The following is a 21,787-nucleotide window of genomic DNA, read 5'->3' as shown; positions in this document are numbered from 1 at the left end:
TGGAAAAGGCGAGCCATGAGCCCGCCTTCTTCTTGAGTAATGCGCGATGCTCCCTAAGACATTATATCATAGGCGCGTTCGCCATGGGCGGACAGGTCCAGCCCGTTCGCTTCCATCTCTGCATCGACGCGCAACGGGGTGATCAGGCAGACCAGCTTAACCAAAACCACCGTGACAACGGCGGTAAACAGGCCGACGATCACCAATGCACCGAGTTGGGCGACCCAACTGCCCTGACCGAAGACCGCGATCATAATGGTGCCAAAGATGCCGCCAACACCGTGCACCGCGAACACATCCAGTGTGTCGTCTATGTGCAACCTGTCACGGATGATGTTCACCGCCTCCTGACACAGGATACCAGCGACGCCACCGATGATCAGCGCTTCGATGGGGCCCACGAAGCCAGAGGCTGGCGTGATCGAGGCCAGACCGGCAATGGTGCCCGTCACGATGCCCACAAGGCTGGCCTTGCCGTATTTGATCCGCTCCCACAGGGCCCAGCTCAATGACGCGGTGGCGGCCGAAATATGGGTGACGGTGATCGCCATCGCCGCGCCGCCATCTGCGGCCAGTTGCGAGCCGCCATTGAAGCCAAACCAGCCCACCCAAAGCATGCCCGCCCCCATGAACACCATCCACGGCGCATGTGGCGGTGTGGTGCGGTGTTTGCGCGGCCCAAGCATCACGGCGATGATCAACGCGGCTATGGCGGCGGTTTCGTGCACCACGATACCGCCCGCAAAATCGCGCGTGCCGAACGCGCCGAAAATGCCGCCATCCGCCAATGCGCCGCCCCCCCAGATCCAGTGCACAACCGGCGCATAGCACACCAGCATCCACAGGCCCGAGAAGGTCATGACAAAGCCAAAGCCAACCCGTTCCACATAGGCCCCAACGATCAGCGCGGGCGTAATAATCGCGAAGGTCATCTGGAAGGCGAAGAACAAGACCTCGGGCAGGGTGCCTGACAGGCTGTCAGCGGTGACGCCGGACAGGAAGGCTTTGTCCAGACTGCCAAACCAGCCGTGTCTCACATCCCCGAAGGCAATGGTGTAGCCCAAGGCGAGCCACAGCACGCTCATCAAACAGGCAATGGCATAAACATGCATAAAGACGCTGAGCACATTGCGGGCGCGCACAAGCCCGCCATAAAAAAGCGCGAGCCCCGGCAGCGACATGAAAAGCACAAGGGCTGTGGCGACGATGATCCAGGCGGTGTCTGCCCCGTTCATGGGATGCTCCTTCAAAGAGTTGGTGATGCTGCGTTTTGTGGCGCAATGCGCAGGAGGAGGGGACAGTCGCACGGGGATTTATGCCCATACAGCAGGCATAAAACGACGCGCGCCTAAATATTAGGCGGGTTTTTGGGGTGTATGGCGCAGATATGGGCGCAAACCGGATCTACGTTTCAGGCTTTGCCTAAGGACAGGGCAGCTCGCGCCAGAAGTTTAACCGCGTGCGCGGCTGCGGCGTGGCGGACCTTGGCCCGGCCCAGCGCGCCGAATTCGACGGTCTCGGTCTCGCAGGCGTCTCGCGTCGCCAAGCCGAAGCACACGCGCCCCTCGGGCTTGTGCTCGGACCCGCCGGGGCCAGCGATGCCGGTGATCGACACAGCAAGGTCGGCCTGCGATCTGGACAGCGCGCCCAGCGCCATTTCGCGCGCGACCTGTTCCGATACAGCCCCGTGCGCGTCAAGCGTGGCTGGGCTGACCCCTAACATGTCGCGTTTGGCGGCGTTGGAATAGGTGATGAAGCCCCGGTCAAAGACGTCCGAGCTGCCCGCCACGTCCGTCAGCCAAGCGCCCACCATGCCGCCCGTGCAGCTTTCTGCCGCGGCGATTTTGAGGCCCTTGCTGCGGCACAGGTCGAGAAGATCAGCGATTTCTAACGTGTCGGGCATAGGTCACATCATAAACGCATGAACACCGTAGGCCGCAACGATCACCGTGATCGCCGCTGCTACGCCAGCATAGACATCATCCATCATGACCCCCGTCGCATCCCCGCGCCGGTCGGCTTTGCCGATGGGACCAAGCTTGGTGATGTCGAAGAACCGGAAGGCCAGAAAGCCGATGACCCACCCGGGATAGAGCGCGAGTATATCCGCGCCCATCATCTTGGCCCCGAAGGACACGGGAAACAGGGTGATCCACATGCCGACGACCTCGTCAATTACCACCTCGCCGGGGTCGTGATTGTCGGAACCTGCCGTATACGCCTCGGTCGCTTTCAGGCCGACATAATAGGCGACGATGGTCGCGCCGGTCAGGGCAATCGGCCCGCCGATCATGTGCAGCAGCCACGCGACGGGCAGGGCGGCCAGCGTGCCCCATGTGCCGGGGGCGGGCTTCAAAAGCCCCGCATAGAAGAAAGTCGCGATCAGCTTGGCGGTCGATTTCTGCATGGCTCAGTCCTTGATCAAAGTGGCCGAGGCCAGCGAGGCAATGCCTTCGGACCGCCCGGTGAAACCCAACCGTTCGGAGGTCGTGGCTTTCACCGACACCCGGTCCACATCCATGCCCATGATACCCGCCAAAGCCTCGCGCATGGCGACCGCATGAGGCCCGATCTTGGGCTGTTCGCAGATCAGCGTCACGTCCACGTTCGACAACCGATAGCCGCGCGACTTGGCCAGATCGACCGCATGGCGCAGGAAAATATCGCTCTCAGCCCCTTTCCACTGCGGGTCCGAGGGTGGGAAGTGCTGGCCAATGTCGCCTTCCGCCAGCGCGCCATAGATCGCATCGGTCAGGGCATGCATCCCTACATCGGCGTCGGAATGACCCTTCAGCTTGCGACCATGCGGGATGCGCACGCCGCACAGGATGACGTGGTCGCCATCTTCAAACGCATGCACGTCAAACCCGTTGCCCACACGAATATCCATGGCCTGTTCCTTTGCTCTGTCGCGGATCAACCGGTCTGCGCGCGCGAAATCGTCCGGCGTGGTGATCTTTATATTCGCCTCATCGCCCATCGTGATGGCAACGTCCAGCCCGGCCTTGCGCGCAACCTCAACGTCATCCGCCGCGCCGCCGTTATGCGCACGGTGAGCGGCAAGGATAGGGGCATAGTGGAAACCTTGCGGGGTCTGCGCCCGATAAAGCCCGTCACGCGATTGCGTGCCTGTTACCACCCCTTCATCACCGCGCCACAACGCGTCGGTTACGGGGATCGCAGGCGCGGCCCCTTGCGCGGATGACAAAGCGTCAATCACCGCGTCGATCACTTTGGCAGAGACCAAGGGCCGGGCCACATCGTGGATCAACACAAGATCGGGCGGGTTGGCTTGCAACGCCTCCAGTCCAGCCCGCACACTTGCGTCGCGGGTGGCGCCCCCGATCACGGTTTGGATGCCGTCGATCTGCTGCGCGTCACCGTGATCCTCTGGGTGGATGACCAACACGCAACGCGTGACACGCGGGTGATCGCGGAATGCGGCCACGCTGTGGGCTGCGACCGATGCCCCGGCCACGGTTTGCCACTGTTTGGGGCGCTGCCCGCCCGCACGGGTGCCGCGCCCTGCGGCAACGATGATCGCTGCGATATCCATGGCTCTTGTTTAGGCCGTGCTGAAATGAAGGACAATGGGGCGGTTTGGGTGCGAAAAACTGCACAAAAAATGGGCGGTTTGTGAAATGACGGCTCGCACATCGCGCTGAAAGTTGATATTTCGCAGGGGTATCGGGCAGGTTGAACCCACTGCACAAGGATTAGGCATGTCAGTCCGCGTCAAAGATGTAACGCTCGACCCTCCGGTTATTCTGGCCCCAATGGCCGGGATCACGGATCTTCCGTTTCGCAACATTGTCAGCAGCTTCGGCGCGGGACTTGTGGTGTCGGAAATGGTTGCCAGCCAGGAAATGGTGCAGGCCAAACCGGGTGTGCGCGAACGGGCCGAGCTTGGCTTTGGCCACGCAAACACCGCCGTGCAACTGGCCGCGCGCGATGTCTATTGGGCGGGCGAGGCTGCGCGGATGGTCGAACAGAACGGCGCGAGGGTCATCGACATCAACATGGGCTGCCCCGCCCGTAAGGTCGTGGGCGGCATGTCTGGATCAGCCCTGATGCGCGATCTGGATCATGCGCTGAAGCTGGTCGAGGCAATCGTGGCCGCAGTGTCGCTCCCGGTCACGCTGAAAACCCGGCTGGGATGGGACGATGACAGCCTGAACGCTGCCGAGCTTGCCAAGCGCGCCGAAGCGGCGGGCATTCAGATGATCACCATCCACGGCCGCACCCGCTGTCAGTTCTACAAAGGCCGCGCCAATTGGGCGGCGATCCGTCCGGTCAAGGACGCCGTCTCGATCCCGGTCATTGCCAATGGCGACATCGTAGACGCGCAGACCGCCCGGCAAGCGCTGGCAGACAGCGGCGCAGATGGCGTGATGATCGGGCGTGGGGCAGGCGGGCAGCCGTGGCTTCTGGCACAGGTCGCGCATGATATCTATGGCACAGGCGCACCCATGATCCCGCAAGGCGCGGCACTGGCGCGACTTGTCGAAGACCACTACCGCGCCAGTCTTGAGTTTTACGGACCTGAGCTTGGCGCGCGCGTCATACGAAAGCATCTGGGCTGGTATATGGATCAGGCGGGCACCGACGCGGAGCTGCGCCGCCGTGTGCTGTCCAACCGAAACCCTACAGAGGTATGCGCCATGTTGCCCGATGCCATCATGACAGAGCGGCGGGCGGCATGATCAGCGACGCATCACTATGGGCGGCGCTGCCCGTCCCGGCGATCGAGTTGGACGGGGCAGGGCTGGTGGTCCGCCTGAACGGCGCGGGCGAGGCGTTTTTGAACAGCTCGGAGCGCAGTTTTCGCGGGGCGAAGCTGTCAACGAAGCTGACCCTTTCAATAGATATCGAGGGCGCGCAGGACCGGGTGCGCAACTCGAAGGGGCCATATTATGTGGACGGGGCCAAGTTGACGCTTCCCTCTGGCATGGTGCGCGAAGTCAACTTGCAAATAGCCCCTCTGGCCACCACGGACGGGCGCGATGATCACGTGGTGATCTTGTTTCAACCACGCCATGGTGCCGAACATCTTGGCCTTGTGCAGGGGTCGAAAGCGGCGGCCCGTCAGGCCATCGGCATGGCCGAGATGCTGGCGCACGAGATCAAGAACCCGCTGGCCGGGATCACCGGTGCCGCGCAGCTTCTGTCGATGACCCTGTCGGCAGAGGATCAAGAGATGACAGACTTGATCGTCGCGGAAAGCCGCCGGGTGGTCGCGTTGCTGGATCAGGTCGAGCAATTCGGAGACCTTCGCCCCCCGGCCCGCACCGCCGTGAATATTCACGACATACTGGACCGCGCACGCGCCACCGCTCAGGTCGGGTTTGCGCCGGGGATGGACATTCTGGAACGATATGATCCGTCCTTGCCCGATGTCTGGGTGGATGGCGATCAATTGCAACAGGTGTTCCTGAACCTGTTGAAGAACGCCGCACAAGCCTGCTCTGGTGCGGGAAAAATTGAACTTCACACGTTTTACGAGACCGGGTTGAAGCTGCACCTGCCTGATGGCGGCTTGGCCAGTTTGCCCCTTCAGGTCGAGATCATCGACAACGGGCCGGGGTTGCCTGCCGATATCGCCGATCAGGTGTTTGACCCGTTCGTGTCGGGGCGTGAAAACGGCACCGGGCTGGGCTTGGCACTGGTGTCCAAGATCCTGTCGGACCATGACGCGCTGATCGCAGTTGACAGCCGTCCGGGGCGCACCGCGTTTCGCATTTCATTGCCGATCGCCCCGGCCCCTCACCGCAAAGGAGACTGACCATGGATGGAACTGTCCTTGTTGCAGATGATGACCGCACGATCCGCACGGTTTTGACGCAGGCGCTGACCCGCGCGGGGTGTCGGGTGCATGCGACCGGGTCAATGGCGACCCTGATGCGCTGGGTTGAGGATGGGCGCGGGGATGCGGTGATCTCGGACGTAGTGATGCCGGACGGAAACGGGCTAGAGGCCTTACCGCGGATCGCAAAGCTGCGCCCGAATCTGCCGGTGATTGTCATCTCGGCGCAAAACACCATCATGACTGCCATTCAGGCCGCTGAAGCCGAGGCGTTCGACTATCTGCCCAAACCTTTCGATCTGCCTGACCTGATGAAACGCACAGCACAGGCGTTAGACCGTAGACGCCTGCGCACGCCCGATGCTGCAGGTGATTCAAGTCAGGCCCCGAACACCGCCACAGATCTGCCGCTTGTTGGGCGCACGCCTGCGATGCAAGAGCTTTACCGACTGGTCGCGCGGGTTCTGAATGTCGATTTGCCCGTATTGATCACCGGTGAAAGCGGAACGGGAAAGTCGTTGATTGCCCAAGCGTTGCACGATTTTTCGGATCGGCGTGAGGCACCGTATGTCATTGCTACGCCGGATGATCTTGCCCCGTCAGATGGGGTCAGCGAAGTTGTGCAGCGCGCGCGTGGTGGCACGATCTTGTTTGATGGCGTGGGCGATCTGGACGCGGATGCACAGGCGCGACTGTCGCGGCTGCTGGACAGTTTGGGGCAGGGCGGCCCGCGGGTTCTGGCCATCTCGCAAGGGGATTTGGCGAAAGCGGCAGCGCAGGGCGAATTTCGCGAGGATCTGTACTATCGCCTTGCAGGTGTGGTGATCCCGGTTCCCAGCCTGCGTGAGCGGCTTGAGGATATTCCAGCTCTGTCAGACCACTTTCTTACCCGTGCCGCGCGGGATGGCTTACCGGAACGCCGATTTGCGGGCGAAGCGGCACAAACCTTGCGGGCATTTCCGTGGCCGGGCAACGTGCGTCAGCTTGAAAACCTCGTGAACCGACTGGTGGTGACCAGTGCCGAGGAAGAAATTTCGAATGCAGAGGTGGAACTGGCGCTTGGCGGGCCGGTGTCCACCTCGTTCGTGGCCGCCGATCTGAACGATGAGCGGCTGGCAGATTCGGTGGCGCGTCACCTGCAACGTTACTTCGATTTGCACGGCGGGACATTGCCCCCAACGGGCCTGTATCAGCGGATTTTGCGGGAAGTTGAGCTTCCTTTGCTCGAAATTGCGTTGGATGCGACCGGGGGCAATCAAGCTAAATGTGCTGATTTATTGGGAATCAACCGCAATACCTTGCGTAAAAAGATCACCGAGCTCGAAATCGAGGTGACACGCCGCCGTAAGTTGATGTAAAAGGGCAACAGAGCGTGGCAATCGGGCACAAGACCCGGGGCCACACAGGCGGTCGCCGCGGCAACGCGGCCATGAGTAGTAGGGGCGAGCACAGTGGCGCGACGCGCGGTGCGTAAGTCAAGGTTGGACCAGTATCTGTCCATGCGCCGGTGGCGCCGGTTCAGGTCACTTGGGGCCTTCGGTATGGTCGTTCTCGGACCTGTGCTGGCAATCGTCACGTTCCTGGCCCTCGGCCCATTCACCCAACGCGCTGACAGCAATACGCTGCGGCTGATCCTTCTGGCAGATGCGATCTATGTCATCATGGTGGCCGGGCTTGTTCTGGCTGGCGTCAGCCGGATGATCGTGGCGCGCCGTCAGGAAAGCGCCGGGTCGCGGCTTCACCTGCGCCTGACCATGGTGTTTGCCGTTATCGCCCTAAGCCCCACGATCTTGGTCGCCATTTTCGCAATGCTGACCCTGAATATGGGGCTGGAAGGCTGGTTTTCCGATCGCATCCGCACCGTGGTTGGCAATTCGCTGTCCGCAGCTCAGGCCTATAAACAGGAAAGCCGCGATGGTCTGTTGCAGGACGGAGAGGCCATTGCGCTGTTTTTAGAACGCCAGCGCCAATCCCAATTGCTTTTGACAGATGCCGAGTTGGGCTCGCTGCTGACACAAGGGCAGTCAAGGATTCAACGTGGGTTGCGAGAGGCCTATGTCATCGACTCCCATGGGATCATTCGCGTGCGTGGCGGTGGCTCGTACCTGTTTGACTATGAACAGCCTGCGCAGGCGGACCTTGACCGCGCACTGGCCGGTGAAACCGTGGTGATTGAGGACTGGCAGAACAACGAGTTCCGGGTTCTGATCAAGCTTGATAATTTCCCCGACCACCTGATCCAACTCACGCGCGACGTGAACGGGCAAATCCTTGACCTTGTCGATGAAACGCAAGAAGCCGCGCGAGTCTATAACCAGTTGGAATCCCAGCGCGGCCAGCGCCTGTTCCAGTTTGGCCTGATTTATCTAGGCTTTGCGATGATCCTGATTCTCGCGGCAATCTGGATGGGGATGTCATTTGCCGAACGTCTGGCGCGCCCCATCGGGCGGTTGGCCGGGGCCGCGCAACGGGTCGGTGGCGGTGATCTGGATGTGCGCGTGATCGAAGAAGAAGGCGATGACGAGATTGCCATGCTGGGTCGATACTTCAACCAGATGACGACCCAATTGAAAGGCCAGCGCGAGCGTTTGTTGGATAACACCGAACAGATTGAACGCCGTCGGCGGTTGTTTGACAGCGTGCTGGGGTCGGTAACCGGCGGCGTGATCGGCCTGAATGCCGAAGGACAGGTGACGTTCGTCAACCGTGCCGCTGAAGATGTTTTGGACGTCAGCGACGAAACCGTGCAGGCGCACGAGTTGTCGCTTGTCGTTCCCGAATTCCAGCCTTTGCTGGACGAGGTCGCCCTTGGTGGTCGCGAAACCGCCCAAACCGAACTGCGCCTGACCCGTGGCGGCAAGCAGGAAAACCTGCTGGTGCGCATCGCGACCCGGCGCAATGATGACGGCGGGCTGGAAGGCTATGTGGTCGCGTTTGACGATGTAACGGACCTTGTATCCGCCCAACGCATGGCGGCTTGGGGCGACGTGGCGCGCCGTATTGCGCATGAAATCAAGAACCCGCTGACCCCGATCCAATTGTCCGCCGAACGCATCAAGCGCAAGTTCAGCCGTGTTGAAGGCATTGATGTGGAAGCGCTGGAACAATACACCGACGTAATCGTGCGCCAGACCAACGATCTGCGCCGTATCGTTGACGAATTCTCAAAATTTGCCCGTATGCCGGAACCGGAGCGGCGCGCGACCGATATTGTGAAACTGGTGCGTGATGCGGTTGTGTTGCAACAGGCCGGGCAAGAGGGCGTGACCATCGGCGCAGAGCTGCTGGATGGTCCAATTGATGTCGAGATTGACTCGACGATGATTGGTCAGGCGCTGACAAACCTAATTAAGAATGCAGGTGAAGCTATTGAAACATTGCAGGAAAAAGATGCGCCGGAAGGCCACGCACCGGAAATTCGGGTGGTGATGTCGCGCGTTACTGGCGGCATCGAAATCACCATCGCGGACAATGGCATCGGCCTGCCCGAAGATCGGGCAAGGCTGTTTGAGCCCTATGTAACCACGCGCGAAAAAGGCACGGGTCTGGGGCTTCCGATTGTGAAGAAGATTATCGAAGAGCATGGCGGGCGTTTGATCCTTGAAGACGCGCCCGTCTTTAACGAGGACAGCGCCCATGTCGGCGCAATGGCACGTATTTTTCTGCCCGCGGATGATGGGCAGACAGAGCAGTCAACACGGGGGGCAAAATGAGTGATATTCTGATTGTCGACGACGAACGAGACATCCGCGAACTGATTTCGGATATCTTGGAAGATGAGGGCTTTTCAACGCGGCTGGCGGGCACGTCAGACGAGGCGGTGGCCGAGGTGAAGGCAGAACTGCCCTCGCTGATGATCCTGGACATTTGGCTGAAAGATTCAGCGATGGACGGCATCGACATCCTGAAGATGGTCAAACGCGAACATCCCGAAGTGCCCGTGGTGATCATCTCGGGGCATGGCAACATTGAAATCGCGGTCGCGGCGATCAAGCAGGGTGCCTATGATTTCATCGAAAAGCCGTTCAACATTGACCAGTTGATGGTGGTGATTGGGCGCGCGATGGAAACAAGCCGCCTGCGTCGCGAAAACACTGAACTCAGGCGTCGCGACTTGCATCCGACCGAGATGATTGGATCAAGTGCGGCTTTCAAGTCATTGAAATCAAATCTTGATAAAGTTACCAAGTCAAACGGACGTGTGCTTTTAAGCGGCGCGGCGGGCGCAGGCAAAGAAATGGCGGCGCGCTATGTTCATGCCAATTCTGATCGGGCCTCAGCGCCATTTGTCGTGGTCAACTCTGCCTCGATCGAGGCGGACCGTATGGAAGAGGTTCTGTTTGGCCGAGAAAGTGCCGAACGAGGCGTAGAACCCGGCCTTTTGGAGGAGGCCAATGGCGGCGTGCTGTATTTTGACGAAGTGGCAGACATGCCGCTTGGCACGCAATCCAAAATTCTTCGTGTGCTGGTTGACCAAAGGTTCCAGCGCGTCGGCGGCAACGATAAAGTGTCGGTCGATTTACGTGTCATTTCATCTACCAATCGTGATTTGCAGGTCGAAATCGAAGGCGGGCGGTTCCGGGAAGAACTGTATCACCGCCTGAATGTGGTGCCGATTGCCGTGCCTCCCTTGGGCGAACGGCGCGAGGATATACCCGAGCTGTCGCGTTATTTCCTTGAAGTGTTCAACCGCGATCAGGGGCTTCCATTGCGCGCCTTGGCGGAGGACGCCGAGGCGATGCTTCAAACAATGCAATGGCCGGGCAACGTGCGGCAACTAAAGAACATGATTGAACGCGTGCTTATTTTGGGCGAAGGGACGGGTGCCATTCAGGCCACGGACCTTCCCGGGCAGGACGGCGGGGGCGAGGATGGCGGTGATCAGGGCGTGGTTGTATCCGGCGCGCTGGCCATGATGCCCCTGCGCGAAGCGCGCGAGGCGTTCGAGCGGGAATACCTTCTGACCCAGATCAACCGCTTTGGCGGCAACATCTCTCGCACCGCGAATTTTGTGGGCATGGAGCGTTCGGCCCTCCACCGCAAACTGAAATCCCTTGGTGTTGTCACTGGGTCGAAAGCTGGCGCGCGCGTGGCCTATGTGGCGGGCGAAGACGATGAGGCGGAAATTGAGGCCGAGGCGTAATCGCTCGGGCCCGCTCTGTGCGACACGGCGACATTGGCATTGATCCGCAGGCATTGACCATAACCGGACCATCTGCCATGGATTTTGACGTGACATCAGGGAGAACCGGATGAAAGTCATCATTTGCGGTGCCGGCCAGGTAGGCTGGCAAATCGCGCGTCACCTTTCCAGTGAAAAGAATGACGTGACCGTGGTGGACAACAACGCCGAGCTTGTGGCGCGCGCGACCGATACGCTTGATGTGCAGGGTGTGTCGGGACATGCGTCCTATCCTGACGTTCTGGACCGCGCAGGCGCACGCGACGCCGACATGATTATCGCCGCCACGCATTCGGACGAGGTGAACATGGTCACCTGTCAGGTGGCGCATTCTGTTTTTTCGATCCCACGCAAGATTGCGCGCCTGCGGGCGCAAAGCTATCTGGACGCGATTTATGCCGATCTGTATCGGCGTGACCACCTTCCGATTGATGTGGTGATCAGCCCGGAACGCGAGGTCGCCCAAGCGGTTCTGAAACGGCTGCAAGCGCCTTCAGCTTTCGACATTGAAAGCTTCATGGACGCGCGTGTGCAGCTTCTGGGCATCCAGATTGCCGAAGACTGCCCGGTGGTGAACACGCCATTGCGCCAGTTGACAGATCTGTTTTCGACGCTCACCGCCGTGGTTGTCGGCATCCGCCGTGAGGGATCCTTGTTTGCGCCGGAACCCGGCGACCAACTTTTTGGTGGTGACCAAATCTATGTGTTCACCCGCACCGAAGATGTGAACCGCACGCTTGAGGTGTTCGGCAAATCGGTCAAGCGGCAGGAACGTGTTGTCATCCTTGGGGGTGGCAATGTCGGACTGGCCGTCGCGCGTGAACTGGAAAAACGGACCGACCGCGTGCGCGCCAAAGTCGTCGAGTTAAACCGCACGGTTGCCGAACACGCGGCCGATGCGTTGGAACGCACGGTTGTTTTGAATGGCGACGGCATGAATATCGAGCTTATGAACGAGGCGGGCGTGCCACGTGCCGATGCCATTCTGTCGGTGACCGATGATGACAAGGTGAACCTGCTGGCCTCGGTCAGGGCCAAGGCGGCGGGCTGCGCGATGTCGATCTGCCTGATCAATGATCCCTCGCTGGTCAACCTCATGGGACCTCTGAAAATCGACGCTTATATCAACCCGCGCACGCAAACCGTTAGCTCAATCCTGCGCCACATCCGCCACGGCAAGGTGCGCGAGGTCTATTCGCTGGGCGACGCCGAGGCCGAGGTGATCGAGGCGCAGGTATTGTCGACCTCGCCGATTGCAGGCAAGGCGGTGCGCGACATTGACTTCCCCGAAGGCGTGTTGGTTGGCGCGATCCTGAAAGGTGACAAGGTGGTGAGGCCAACAGGCGGCACACGGATTGATGAAGGTGACGTGGTCACGCTGTTCTCGATGTCCGCAGACGTGCCCGAGGTCGAACGCCTGCTTCAAGTCACCATCGACTTCTTCTGATCCCGCAGCCCGCATAAGGCCAACGCCATGCTTGCCCAAATCGCCAAACTGCCGCTGCTTGTGATCTTGATGGGGATCAGCGCGCTAGCGATGTTGATGCCCGCGGGCTTTGGCTGGATGATTGGCGAGTTTTACGAGGCACGGGTCTTTCTGTATGGGGCGCTGCTCTTTGGGTTTCTGACCTCGTTTCTGGCGATCGCCATGGCAAATCGACCACGCTCCACCCGACACCGACGCCACTTGTTGGCGCTTCTGGGCTTGTTCGTGTTGCTGCCCCTGATGTTGGCGGTGCCGTTCCATCAGGCGGTGCGCACGACGACTTTCCTGAATTCCTATGTCGAGATGGTGTCGGCCCTGACCACCACTGGCGCGACGTTGTTTGACGATGCGGGTCGGATCGCCCGTTCGGTGCATCTGTGGCGTGCCTTGGTTGGTTGGATGGGCGGGCTGTTCATCTGGGTCGGTGCGATTGCCATTCTGGCTCCGATGTCACTGGGCGGGTTCGAAGTGCGGGCCCGGTTCGGGGCGCGCGGGGCTGCCGCCTCGCGCGACACACGGTTCGGGGCGGGGGTCAGCCAAATCACGCGCGTTGCCGATTTCTCGGAACGTATTCGGACCTATGGGGTGCGTCTGTTGCCGGTCTACACTGGGCTAACGCTGGCCCTGTGGTTGGGGTTGATCCTGGCAGGTGACGGTGCCTTCGTCGCGCTGTGCCACGCGATGTCGACCATTGCGACCAGCGGCATTTCTCCGGTCGGGGGGCCAAGTGGGGGGCAGTCCGGATATGTGGGCGAAATCGTGATGGTCTTCTTCTTTTTCTTTGCGATATCGCGCGTGACCTTTTCCTCGGACATGCAGGGCAGCGAACGACGACGCAGGCTGGCAGATGACCCGGAAATCCGCATGGCGCTGGTGATCGTCATCGTGCTGCCGTTGTTTTTGTTCCTGCGCCATTGGCTGGGTGCTTATGACGTCGACGAAGAACTGAATTGGATCGCTGGCATCACCTCGCTTTGGGGAAGCTTTTTCACTGTGCTATCGTTCCTGACCACCACCGGTTTTGAAAGTGCCGCATGGGAGGTCAGTCGCAACTGGTCCGGCCTTCAGACACCGGGCCTGATCCTGATGGGTCTTGCGTTGGTCGGCGGGGGCGTTGCCACAACCGCCGGGGGCGCGAAACTGATGCGGGTCTACGCGCTTTATGTGCACGGGCTGCGCGAGATGGAGAAGCTCGTCCACCCGTCCTCGGTCGGCGGGTCGGGCATTGAGGCGCGGCATATGCGGGGCCGGGGGGCCTATATGGCATGGGTGTTCTTTATGCTCATGTCGATGTCAGTCGCACTGGTCATGGGGCTGTTTGCGTTGATGGGGCAGGATTTCGAAAGCTCGATGACCTTGACCATCGCGGCCCTGACCACCACGGGCCCAATCGCCCAAATCGCGGCGTCCGAGCCGATTTCATATAGTGCGCTCAGCGATCCCGCCAAAGCGGTGCTGGCAGGTGCCATGATCCTTGGCAGACTGGAAATGCTGGCCATTGTGGCGCTGCTGAACCCTGAAAGCTGGCGGCGTTAACACCCGCCCGCTGCAAAATACACACATTACGCACGCGCCGCGCGTGATGCTGCGATGCGGCTCTTCCCAGCGGTCCGGGGCCATCGCCTTGATACCATGATGCAAAAAGGGACTGGAAAAGGTTAAGTCTCCACGCCATAGTGTCGGTCAGTAATATTCTGTCGGGGCTCCGGCAGCACGAGACAACAAAGGAAAAAAGCGATGGCTGCCGACAAACAGAACCTACAGGATGCGTTTCTGAATCATGTTCGAAAAGCAAAAGTCCCCGTGACGATCTTTCTGATCAATGGCGTGAAGCTGCAGGGCGTTATTTCGTGGTTCGATAATTTCTGCGTCCTTCTGCGCCGTGATGGGCAGTCACAGCTTGTTTATAAGCACGCGATTTCGACCATTATGCCGGGCCAGCCGATCAACCTTTATGATGGCGAAGAAAGCTGAACGACCTCATTGACAGGGAAGAACAGCCCACCCGGGCTTGGGTTTTCCACCCCGAACTGACATCTGACAGGGGGCGGCGTGATCCCGCGCCCGCGCTTGAGGAAGCTGTTTCCCTTGCATCCGCCTTGCCACATCTTGAGGTGGTGGGCGCTGACGTCGTGCGCCTTCCTACGCCCCATCCCGGCAAGCTTTTTGGCAAGGGCAAGTTGCAGGAACTTGGCGCGAAACTGGACAGTGCCGAAGTTGATCTTGTCTTTATTGACGGTCCCGTCAGCCCCGTGCAGCAGCGCAATCTAGAGAAAGAATGGAACGTCAAGATATTGGATCGAACAGGCCTGATCCTTGAGATTTTCTCGGATCGGGCACGCACGCGTGAAGGCGTGTTGCAGGTCGAAATGGCGGCGCTGACCTATCAGCGCACGCGATTGGTCCGCGCGTGGACCCACCTTGAACGCCAGCGCGGCGGGCTTGGCTTTGTCGGTGGCCCCGGCGAAACCCAGATCGAGGCTGACCGGCGCGCGATTGACGACCATCTGAACCGTCTGCGCAAGCAACTGTCCAAGGTCGTCAAAACCCGCGAATTGCACCGCGCCGCCCGCGCCAAGGTGCCATATCCAATTGTGGCGCTTGTTGGCTATACGAACGCGGGAAAATCCACTCTGTTCAATCGGATGACCGGGGCGAACGTGCTGGCGAAAGACATGCTGTTTGCCACGCTTGACCCCACCATGCGTCAGATCGAACTGCCGTCGGTTGGCAATCAGGCTGCGCAGGGCGGTGGGCGCAAGGTGATCTTGTCGGACACGGTGGGCTTCATCTCGGACCTGCCAACCCAGCTAGTGGCCGCCTTCCGCGCCACGTTGGAAGAGGTGTTGGCGGCCGATCTGATCTTGCATGTGCGGGACATCAGCCACGCGAGCTCCGATGAACAGGCCCATGATGTCGAGCTGATCATGTCCCAACTTGGCGTCAGCGAAGAAACACCACAACTTGAGATCTGGAACAAGATCGACCTGCTGGATGATGAGGCACAAGAAGCGCGCAGGCGCGAAGCTGAACGCAACGATCAGGTCTTGGCAATCTCTGCCCTGACCGGCGAAGGGTTTGACGATCTTGTGCAAACCATCGACGCTATCCTTGATGCGCCACGCAAAACAGAAACGCTGTCGCTGGCGTTCTCCGATGGCCGCAAACGCGCGTGGCTGTTTGACAAAGGCATTGTAGAGGCCGAAGAGCCCGGCGAAGACGGCTGGCAGGTGACTGTGACCTGGACGGATCGTCAGGCGGCGGACTACGCGGCGCTCTAACCGCGTTAATTCTTTGGCAACAGCTGCGTTACGCCCACGGACGCCGCACGCGCCAAAGCCGGGTCAAGCGACATCGGGGTGTATTCGCCGCGCCGCCACAGCTCGCCCAGATCATCGTAATGGCGTGACAGCGGATGGCCCGACTGCCCGGTCGAGATCACGAAAAGAGAGCTGTTGGGGTCGGCGAAATCATACACGCCGCGAAACCCGGCCCCGTGCACGTTGCGATAGGGGTTCTGGCCTTTTCCCGCTGTACGCCCGCGCTGTAAGGTGTTGTCCCCACCCGAGGTCGATTGGCGAATGTTCACGAACCATTTCAGAAACGGCACATCGCCCAGCACAGGGTGTTGGTGCGTCACCTCGTGATAATCCCCCCAACGCAGGCTTTCCTGCGCGCCGCCAGCATTTTCCTGCAGCCACAAAAGCGCGTCATCCAGCGCAACACGGGCAACGTCGGTGCAAGTTTCCTCTGGTGCCGATTGGATGACGTCACACCAGACGCCCGCCCCTTGGATATCGCGAAAAACACGTTCAATGAAGATCGGGTCCACATGAGGGAATTCATTTGCCAGCGGACCAAGCTCGTCACGGATCAGGCGGGTCTGAAGGGCGCGCAGCCAGGCCGAATAAATCAGCGGCTCGGGCATATGTTCGTTCATTTCTCCGTTCCAGTTGGCCAGCAACGTCAGCGCACGCTGGCGTTCACGTTCAACCGTGCCTTCAGGGGCGGCGTCGCCGGTGAACCATAGGTCAGCGCCAATCAGCGGCAAAAGCGTGCGGGCGGTGACGGACACAGAGTCCAGCTGTGCTTCGATGAAACTGTCGCGTGTGTGCACTTCGCGCGCCTGCATCAAGCGGCTCCAGCGCTGCACGCGTTGGCTGTCGCCCCAGTTATAGCTCATATGATTGGGGAAGGGGCGGTCGACCAGCTTGTTGTTGGTGTTGCCGACAATCCCGCCGGTCGGCTGAACAAACTCGGGGTTGGCGCTGTAGCTCAGCTGCCCTTGCCACCGGTTTTCTGCCGCCCAGCCGGGGCTGGGAATACGACCGCGGGTCTGATGTGCCGCGTCCCGTTTCGGCATCGCACCGATGACCTTCATGGCAATGCTGTCGCGATCCGCCATAGTCAGGGTCAGGCTGGGCGCGACGTAATCCGTCCCGGCAGCAATGCCCTGCATCACGGTTTTTGACCGCATCAACCGGACAGCCGCGCTCATCGAGCGGTCTTCTTTCGTCAACAGCGTCCAGTTCAGGGACATCGCGTGGCCCTGTGGGGTGATGATCCCAAGGTCAAACAGATGACCGGGCAGGATCGGCCCATTTTCGGACCATTGCAGATTGAAGGTCACAGGCGCTTCGTCTTTGATCTTCACGATCGAGCCGCGCGTGGTCAGGCGTTTGAACCCGTCGGGAGTTTTGACTTCTCCGGGATTGTCCGGGTTCAGCTGTTCGACATGCAGGTCTTGGTCGTCCAGATAAGACGAGGTGACACCCCAGCCAAATTCATCCGACCGCCCAACCAGCATCGCGGGCATGCCGGGGATCGTGCCGCCGATCACTCCGCCTGTCGAAAGCTCCAACCGTGCCAGATACCAAATCGCTGGCGCGGTGAACCCAAGATGCGGATCATTGGCCAGCAGCGTGCCGCCCGAAGCCGAACGTTTGGCCGCTGCTGCCCAAGCATTTGACGCGCCTGCAAAGCCACGACGCGGTGTGGGCCAAAGATCAGGGCGATCTTGATTGGCGGGTAGGTTGGCGAACTGCGTCGCGGGCACGCCCAGAAGGGCGGCATAGTCGGGCAGGGCCGCCACACCGGTGCCGGGAATATCGGGCAGAATGTCCTTCACCCGGTCTTCTGGCAGGGCGAGTGTGACGCGGGCGCGCAGAAGCTCGTCTTCCAGATGACCGGCAAGTTGCACGCCCATCAGTTTCAGAATGGCGATGCTGTCGGCGGGTTGCCACGGCGAAATATCATTGGAAAACATGAAAAATTCGGGTGCACCACGGCCCAGAGCGTCCGAGTTCACACGGCTCAGATAGGCGTTGACCCCGGAGCTGTAGGCTTTCAGCGCGGCTTTGGTGTCATCGTCCTGCACTGCGACGGCGGCCTTGGACAGACTGTATAGGTCAAGCCGTCGCATCAGCTCGTCCACTTGCAATGTACGACGTCCGAACAGCTCGGACAGGCGACCTTGTGCCGTGCGGCGCATCACCATCATTTGCCACAACCGGTCCTGCGCATGGGCATAACCCAGCCCGAAAAACACATCGGCATCGTTTTCGGCAAATATATGCGGGATGTTGGCATTGTTGCGCACAATCTCGACCGGGGCCGAGATGCCGGCGGTCTGGCGCGTGACGCTATAGTCGGGCAGGGATTGCGCGGCCAGATAATAAACCAGCACCATCACCAACCCCGCAAGCCCAAGCAGTCCTGCCACGATCCGGATCATCCAAAGAACGACCTTGCCCATCACACTTTATCCAACGTTCTTCAAAATAACTTCCCGCCGTCGCCGTTGACCTTGCGTATTCCAGCGGTAACTACTGTGCTTCAAAAGGGAATTCAACGGAAGGAAACTGTCATGGCAAAATGCGCATTTTTAGGGCTGGGAGTCATGGGGTATCCCATGGCGGGCCATCTTGTCAGCAAGGGCCACAATGTCACCGTCTATAACAGGACGACCGCGAAAGCTGAAAGCTGGGCCAATGAACATGGTGGCAACTGGGCCGCGACGCCGCAGGACGCGGCAAAGGGCGCCGATTTCGTGATGACCTGCGTTGGCAATGATGACGATTTGCGCGCTGTGGTGATGGGCGATGATGGGGCTTTGGCCGGAATGCAGGACGGCGGGATTTTTATAGACCACACGACAGTCTCGGCGGCGGTTACGCGCGAATTGCACACGGCCGCGTCAGACAAAGGTGTGTTTTTCATCGACGCGCCGGTCTCTGGTGGGCAGGCGGGGGCCGAAAACGGTGTTCTGTCGATCATGTGTGGCGGCGATGCGGCTGCCTTTGATATCGCCGAGCCGATCATGCAAGCCTATGGTCGCACTGTTAAGCGGCTGGGCGACAGCGGCGCGGGCCAACTGACCAAGATGGTCAACCAGATTTGCATCGCGGGGCTGGTTCAGGGCCTGTCCGAAGGGCTGCACTTCGCCGAGAAGGCCGGGCTAGATATCCGCGAGGTGGTGGATGTGATCCAGGGCGGTGCCGCTGGCAGCTGGCAGATGGTCAATCGGCATGAAACAATGGCGGATGATCATTTCGAACATGGCTTTGCGGTGGACTGGATGCGCAAGGATCTTGGCATTTGCCTGTCGACCGCAGATGAAAACGGCGCGTCACTGCCTGTCACCGCGCTGGTCGACCAGTTTTACAAGGATGTGCAGAAGATGGGCGGCGGTCGCTGGGACACCTCGAGCCTGATAAAACGGTTGAGGGACGTCGACTAAGTCGTGGGTATCACGCACAAAAAAGGGCGGCCCTAAGCCGCCCTCGTCGTTCTCGGCCATTCCAACCTGTGTGGATCAGGGAATGATCCGCGTGTATTTCGCCCCTTCGATCGAGGCTCCTGCGATCAGCCCTGCCTGACCAAACACCACTGCAACCACTGGCGACGATGCTGTGATCGTGTCGGCTGACAGGCGGTCGCCTTCGGTTTGGAACGCATATTTGATATCAGCCGAAGCGACCCAACCGGCAGCCTGACGGAAATCCTGCAACGCCTGATCCGTCATGAAAAACAGAACATGCGCGTATTGCTGCGCGCCGATTTGCAGACCCGCACTGGCTTGCGTCAGCAGATAATAATCCACGGTCGCATCGTTAATGCGCAGGGCTCCGCGCCCGTATGCGCCGCCCAGTCCGAAGCCCGCTTCCGTCACCAGCGGCATCACCAGTTGACCGGTTGATTTTGCCGCCAATTCTTTTGTGCCGGGATAGCGGTTGTAAAGGTAGTTCAGCGTGCTGTCGACGCGCGCGTCAATGCGGTCGCCGTCGCGTGATCCAACACCGTTTGCACAAGCGGCAAGCGACATACTTGCGCCACCTGCTGCAATGATAAAACCCCTGCGGGAAAGCCTGTCTTCTTGCATAATTTTGCCTCGTTGAAAGCGCCGCCGGCGCGATTGTGTGCTCGTTTGTGGTTCTTGGTCCACTTAACCACAAAATGTAGCGGAAAGCGGCGAAGCTGTCACCCGTTTTACGTATGAGGCGCGAAAAACAGCCTAGCTGCACGCGCGATTACGACCCTTGAAGCAAGCGCGCCATACGCGGGGCAAAATAGGTCAGGATGCCATCACACCCGGCGCGTTTGAACGCCATCAGGCTTTCGGCCATGACCTTGTCGCCGTCCAACCAGCCGTTTTGCGCAGCCGCCATCAACATCGCGTATTCACCCGATACCTGATAGGCGAAGGTGGGCACGCCGAACGTGTCCTTCACCCGCCGACATATATCCAGATAGGGCATGCCGGGCTTGACCATGATCATATCCGCGCCTTCGGCCAGATCACGTTCGACCAGCCGCATCGCCTCGTCCGAGTTGGCGGGGTCCATCTGATAGGTTTTCTTGTCGCCCTTCAGCGCGCCCGACGCTCCAACCGCATCGCGGAACGGGCCATAGAAGGCCGAGGCATATTTGGCGGTATAGCTCATAATCGTGACATTGCGGTAATCGGCGGCCTCAAGCGCGTGGCGCATTGCGCCGATGCGACCATCCATCATGTCGGACGGTCCCAAAATGTCAGCGCCCGCATCAGCTTGCGCCAATGCCATTTTCACCAATGCTTCGACCGTTTCGTCATTCAGTATTTCGCCATCTTGAACAATACCGTCATGACCGTTGGAATTATAGGGATCCAGCGCAATGTCGGTCATCACGGCCAGTTCAGGTACCGCCGCCTTGATGGCCCGAATGGCCCGGTTTGACAGGTTGTCGGGGTTCCATGCCTCTTCACAAGCCTCGGTTTTTAAAGCGGGATCGTTGCTGGGAAAGATGCAGATCGCGGGAATGCCCAGATCAGCGGCCTCGCGCGCGGAGGCGACCAGACGGTCGATGGATTTGCGCGTCACACCGGGCATTGACGGGATTTCTTGTTCATGATCATCGCCATCAACCACGAAAACGGGCCAGATCAGATCGTCCACGGTCAGCGCATTTTCACGCACCAGATCGCGCAGGGCTGCGCTGGATCGGGTGCGGCGAAGACGGGTCATCGGAAACGGGGCAACCGTGCTTGGCTGTGGAACGCGGCTCATCTGGCTCTCCTTTGGCTTGGGCAGGCGTGATGGGGCCTGACCGCTCTGGCTTGAAACTTCCTGCCATGGGATCGCGCGCATCACAAGTGCGCAATCTGACGCCAATTGGCGCAAAACTGGGCTGGCAATAGGGCGACGGCGCCGCTAGTCTGCCCGTGTTTAAGATAGGCCCGAGCAGGCAATCGTTCCGATGACAAGTCGGACCGCTCAAGTGACGGCCCAAATTCAAGGTGACGCGCACGTGGATTGGTATTCCACCGTTTTCGAAATCATCGACATGCGGTCCTTTTCCAATCTGTGGTATTGGATTGCGCTTGCCGTGGCTTGGTCCACTGTCAGCCATTGGGTGATCGGCGTTCCGTTTGACCTGATTCAGAAAGCCGCCCGACTGGAAGGCGACGCACAACATGATCTTGAGGATCTGGTGCGCATCAACTGCAACCGCGTGCTTTATGTCGCGGGTGTTTCGGGCCTTTGGATCCTGGGCTTTGCGGCGGCGATGTTCACGTCGCTGGCCATTCTGGGCTTTTGGTACAAGGTCGAATTTGCGCAGGCGGTCTTTCTTCTTCTGTTCCCGATCGCTCTGGCTGGGTTGATGTCTTTGAACACGGCGGCGGTGATCCGCGAACGCGCCTTGACGGGCGAAGACCTGCGCAAGCGCTTAAGCCGCCACCGGGTTCAAACGCAATTCCTAGGTATGGCTGCGATCTTCATCACGTCGCTGTGGGGCATGTATCAGAACCTGACACTGGGCGTTCTGCGCTAGTCAC

General features: G+C 59.8%; 18 protein-coding genes. 11 read left to right on the top strand and 7 right to left on the bottom strand.

The window, feature by feature from the left end; genetic code table 11:
- Positions 1 to 53: 53 nt before the first annotated feature.
- From MUY35_RS00495 to MUY35_RS00480, 4 genes are all read right to left on the bottom strand, one after another.
- Complete coding sequence (locus MUY35_RS00495) at positions 54 to 1,235, bottom strand: ammonium transporter (RefSeq protein ID WP_248362984.1); 1,182 nt, start codon at positions 1,233 to 1,235, stop codon at positions 54 to 56.
- A 176-nt stretch (positions 1,236 to 1,411) separates the two neighbouring features.
- The gene (locus tag MUY35_RS00490; protein ID WP_248362983.1) at positions 1,412 to 1,903 is read right to left on the bottom strand and encodes a CinA family protein; all 492 of its coding nucleotides are present in this window, start codon (positions 1,901 to 1,903) and stop codon (positions 1,412 to 1,414) included.
- Positions 1,904 to 1,906: 3 nt separating this feature from the next.
- The gene (locus tag MUY35_RS00485; protein WP_248362982.1) at positions 1,907 to 2,407 is read right to left on the bottom strand and encodes a phosphatidylglycerophosphatase A; all 501 of its coding nucleotides are present in this window, start codon (positions 2,405 to 2,407) and stop codon (positions 1,907 to 1,909) included.
- 3 nt (positions 2,408 to 2,410) lie between these two features.
- Positions 2,411 to 3,556, bottom strand: coding sequence for a bifunctional 2-C-methyl-D-erythritol 4-phosphate cytidylyltransferase/2-C-methyl-D-erythritol 2,4-cyclodiphosphate synthase (locus MUY35_RS00480; RefSeq protein WP_248362981.1), 1,146 nt, complete (start codon positions 3,554 to 3,556; stop codon positions 2,411 to 2,413).
- 166 nt (positions 3,557 to 3,722) lie between these two features.
- Between MUY35_RS00480 and dusB the strand changes: the two genes are divergently transcribed.
- The 9 genes from dusB (at position 3,723) to hflX (ending at position 15,752) form a co-directional block, all read left to right on the top strand.
- Positions 3,723 to 4,703 (top strand): tRNA dihydrouridine synthase DusB, encoded by a 981-nt coding sequence (gene dusB, locus MUY35_RS00475; RefSeq protein ID WP_248362980.1) that lies wholly within the window; start codon positions 3,723 to 3,725, stop codon positions 4,701 to 4,703.
- Positions 4,700 to 5,782 carry an ATP-binding protein gene (locus MUY35_RS00470; protein ID WP_248362979.1) on the top strand — a complete coding sequence of 361 codons (1,083 nt, stop codon included), beginning with the start codon at positions 4,700 to 4,702 and terminating at the stop codon, positions 5,780 to 5,782. Before dusB ends, MUY35_RS00470 begins: the two co-directional genes overlap by 4 nt.
- Positions 5,783 to 5,784: 2 nt before the next feature.
- Positions 5,785 to 7,161 carry a response regulator gene (locus MUY35_RS00465; protein WP_248362978.1) on the top strand — a complete coding sequence of 459 codons (1,377 nt, stop codon included), beginning with the start codon at positions 5,785 to 5,787 and terminating at the stop codon, positions 7,159 to 7,161.
- Positions 7,162 to 7,302: 141 nt separating this feature from the next.
- Positions 7,303 to 9,516 (top strand): PAS domain-containing sensor histidine kinase, encoded by a 2,214-nt coding sequence (locus tag MUY35_RS00460; RefSeq protein WP_248363824.1) that lies wholly within the window; start codon positions 7,303 to 7,305, stop codon positions 9,514 to 9,516.
- Complete coding sequence (locus MUY35_RS00455; protein ID WP_248362977.1) at positions 9,513 to 10,946, top strand: sigma-54 dependent transcriptional regulator; 1,434 nt, start codon at positions 9,513 to 9,515, stop codon at positions 10,944 to 10,946. The genes MUY35_RS00460 and MUY35_RS00455 overlap by 4 nt, the downstream gene beginning before the upstream one ends.
- 109 nt (positions 10,947 to 11,055) lie before the next feature.
- Complete coding sequence (gene trkA, locus MUY35_RS00450; protein WP_248362976.1) at positions 11,056 to 12,432, top strand: Trk system potassium transporter TrkA; 1,377 nt, start codon at positions 11,056 to 11,058, stop codon at positions 12,430 to 12,432.
- A gap of 27 nt (positions 12,433 to 12,459) precedes the next feature.
- Positions 12,460 to 14,007, top strand: a complete 1,548-nt coding sequence (locus MUY35_RS00445; RefSeq protein WP_248362975.1) for a potassium transporter TrkG — start codon at positions 12,460 to 12,462, stop codon at positions 14,005 to 14,007.
- A 201-nt stretch (positions 14,008 to 14,208) separates the two neighbouring features.
- Positions 14,209 to 14,445: an RNA chaperone Hfq gene (gene hfq, locus MUY35_RS00440; RefSeq protein ID WP_248362974.1), complete on the top strand. Its 237-nt coding sequence runs from the start codon at positions 14,209 to 14,211 to the stop codon at positions 14,443 to 14,445.
- An 8-nt stretch (positions 14,446 to 14,453) separates the two neighbouring features.
- Positions 14,454 to 15,752, top strand: coding sequence for a GTPase HflX (gene hflX / locus MUY35_RS00435; RefSeq protein WP_248363823.1), 1,299 nt, complete (start codon positions 14,454 to 14,456; stop codon positions 15,750 to 15,752).
- Between the two features lie 5 nt (positions 15,753 to 15,757).
- Here hflX and MUY35_RS00430 read toward each other — a convergent pair whose 3' ends face one another.
- Positions 15,758 to 18,226, bottom strand: coding sequence for a penicillin acylase family protein (locus MUY35_RS00430; RefSeq protein WP_248362973.1), 2,469 nt, complete (start codon positions 18,224 to 18,226; stop codon positions 15,758 to 15,760).
- Positions 18,227 to 18,337: 111 nt separating this feature from the next.
- On the opposite strand from MUY35_RS00430, the gene MUY35_RS00425 reads away from it, so the two are divergent.
- Positions 18,338 to 19,210, top strand: coding sequence for an NAD(P)-dependent oxidoreductase (locus MUY35_RS00425; protein WP_248362972.1), 873 nt, complete (start codon positions 18,338 to 18,340; stop codon positions 19,208 to 19,210).
- Between the two features lie 75 nt (positions 19,211 to 19,285).
- On the opposite strand, the gene MUY35_RS00420 is transcribed toward MUY35_RS00425, so the two are convergent.
- Together MUY35_RS00420 and hemB are read right to left on the bottom strand one after the other, a co-directional pair.
- Complete coding sequence (locus MUY35_RS00420) at positions 19,286 to 19,795, bottom strand: YSC84-related protein (protein WP_248362971.1); 510 nt, start codon at positions 19,793 to 19,795, stop codon at positions 19,286 to 19,288.
- A gap of 205 nt (positions 19,796 to 20,000) precedes the next feature.
- Complete coding sequence (hemB, locus tag MUY35_RS00415; protein ID WP_248362970.1) at positions 20,001 to 21,017, bottom strand: porphobilinogen synthase; 1,017 nt, start codon at positions 21,015 to 21,017, stop codon at positions 20,001 to 20,003.
- A 241-nt stretch (positions 21,018 to 21,258) separates the two neighbouring features.
- On the opposite strand from hemB, the gene MUY35_RS00410 reads away from it, so the two are divergent.
- On the top strand, positions 21,259 to 21,783 hold the full coding sequence (locus MUY35_RS00410) for a component of SufBCD complex (RefSeq protein ID WP_248363822.1): 525 nt from the start codon (positions 21,259 to 21,261) through the stop codon (positions 21,781 to 21,783).
- The last annotated feature ends 4 nt before the right edge of the window (positions 21,784 to 21,787 follow it).

Source organism: Aliiroseovarius sp. S1339 (assembly GCF_023195695.1).
Classification (GTDB): domain Bacteria; phylum Pseudomonadota; class Alphaproteobacteria; order Rhodobacterales; family Rhodobacteraceae; genus Aliiroseovarius.
Note: the sequence above shows the minus strand (reverse complement) of the source record. Positions and strands in the feature narration are given on the sequence as shown.

Excerpts from the sequence above, each read along its gene's own strand:
- MUY35_RS00495 (WP_248362984.1), bottom strand. The coding sequence starts at position 1,235 with ATGAACGGGGCAGACACCGCCTGGATCATCGTCGCCACAGCCCTTGTG.
- MUY35_RS00490 (WP_248362983.1), bottom strand. The coding sequence starts at position 1,903 with ATGCCCGACACGTTAGAAATCGCTGATCTTCTCGACCTGTGCCGCAGC.
- MUY35_RS00485 (WP_248362982.1), bottom strand. The coding sequence starts at position 2,407 with ATGCAGAAATCGACCGCCAAGCTGATCGCGACTTTCTTCTATGCGGGG.
- MUY35_RS00480 (WP_248362981.1), bottom strand. The coding sequence starts at position 3,556 with ATGGATATCGCAGCGATCATCGTTGCCGCAGGGCGCGGCACCCGTGCG.
- dusB (WP_248362980.1), top strand. The coding sequence starts at position 3,723 with ATGTCAGTCCGCGTCAAAGATGTAACGCTCGACCCTCCGGTTATTCTG.
- MUY35_RS00470 (WP_248362979.1), top strand. The coding sequence starts at position 4,700 with ATGATCAGCGACGCATCACTATGGGCGGCGCTGCCCGTCCCGGCGATC.
- MUY35_RS00465 (WP_248362978.1), top strand. The coding sequence starts at position 5,785 with ATGGATGGAACTGTCCTTGTTGCAGATGATGACCGCACGATCCGCACG.
- MUY35_RS00460 (WP_248363824.1), top strand. The coding sequence starts at position 7,303 with ATGCGCCGGTGGCGCCGGTTCAGGTCACTTGGGGCCTTCGGTATGGTC.
- MUY35_RS00455 (WP_248362977.1), top strand. The coding sequence starts at position 9,513 with ATGAGTGATATTCTGATTGTCGACGACGAACGAGACATCCGCGAACTG.
- trkA (WP_248362976.1), top strand. The coding sequence starts at position 11,056 with ATGAAAGTCATCATTTGCGGTGCCGGCCAGGTAGGCTGGCAAATCGCG.
- MUY35_RS00445 (WP_248362975.1), top strand. The coding sequence starts at position 12,460 with ATGCTTGCCCAAATCGCCAAACTGCCGCTGCTTGTGATCTTGATGGGG.
- hfq (WP_248362974.1), top strand. The coding sequence starts at position 14,209 with ATGGCTGCCGACAAACAGAACCTACAGGATGCGTTTCTGAATCATGTT.
- MUY35_RS00430 (WP_248362973.1), bottom strand. The coding sequence starts at position 18,226 with ATGGGCAAGGTCGTTCTTTGGATGATCCGGATCGTGGCAGGACTGCTT.
- MUY35_RS00425 (WP_248362972.1), top strand. The coding sequence starts at position 18,338 with ATGGCAAAATGCGCATTTTTAGGGCTGGGAGTCATGGGGTATCCCATG.
- MUY35_RS00420 (WP_248362971.1), bottom strand. The coding sequence starts at position 19,795 with ATGTCGCTTGCCGCTTGTGCAAACGGTGTTGGATCACGCGACGGCGAC.
- hemB (WP_248362970.1), bottom strand. The coding sequence starts at position 21,017 with ATGAGCCGCGTTCCACAGCCAAGCACGGTTGCCCCGTTTCCGATGACC.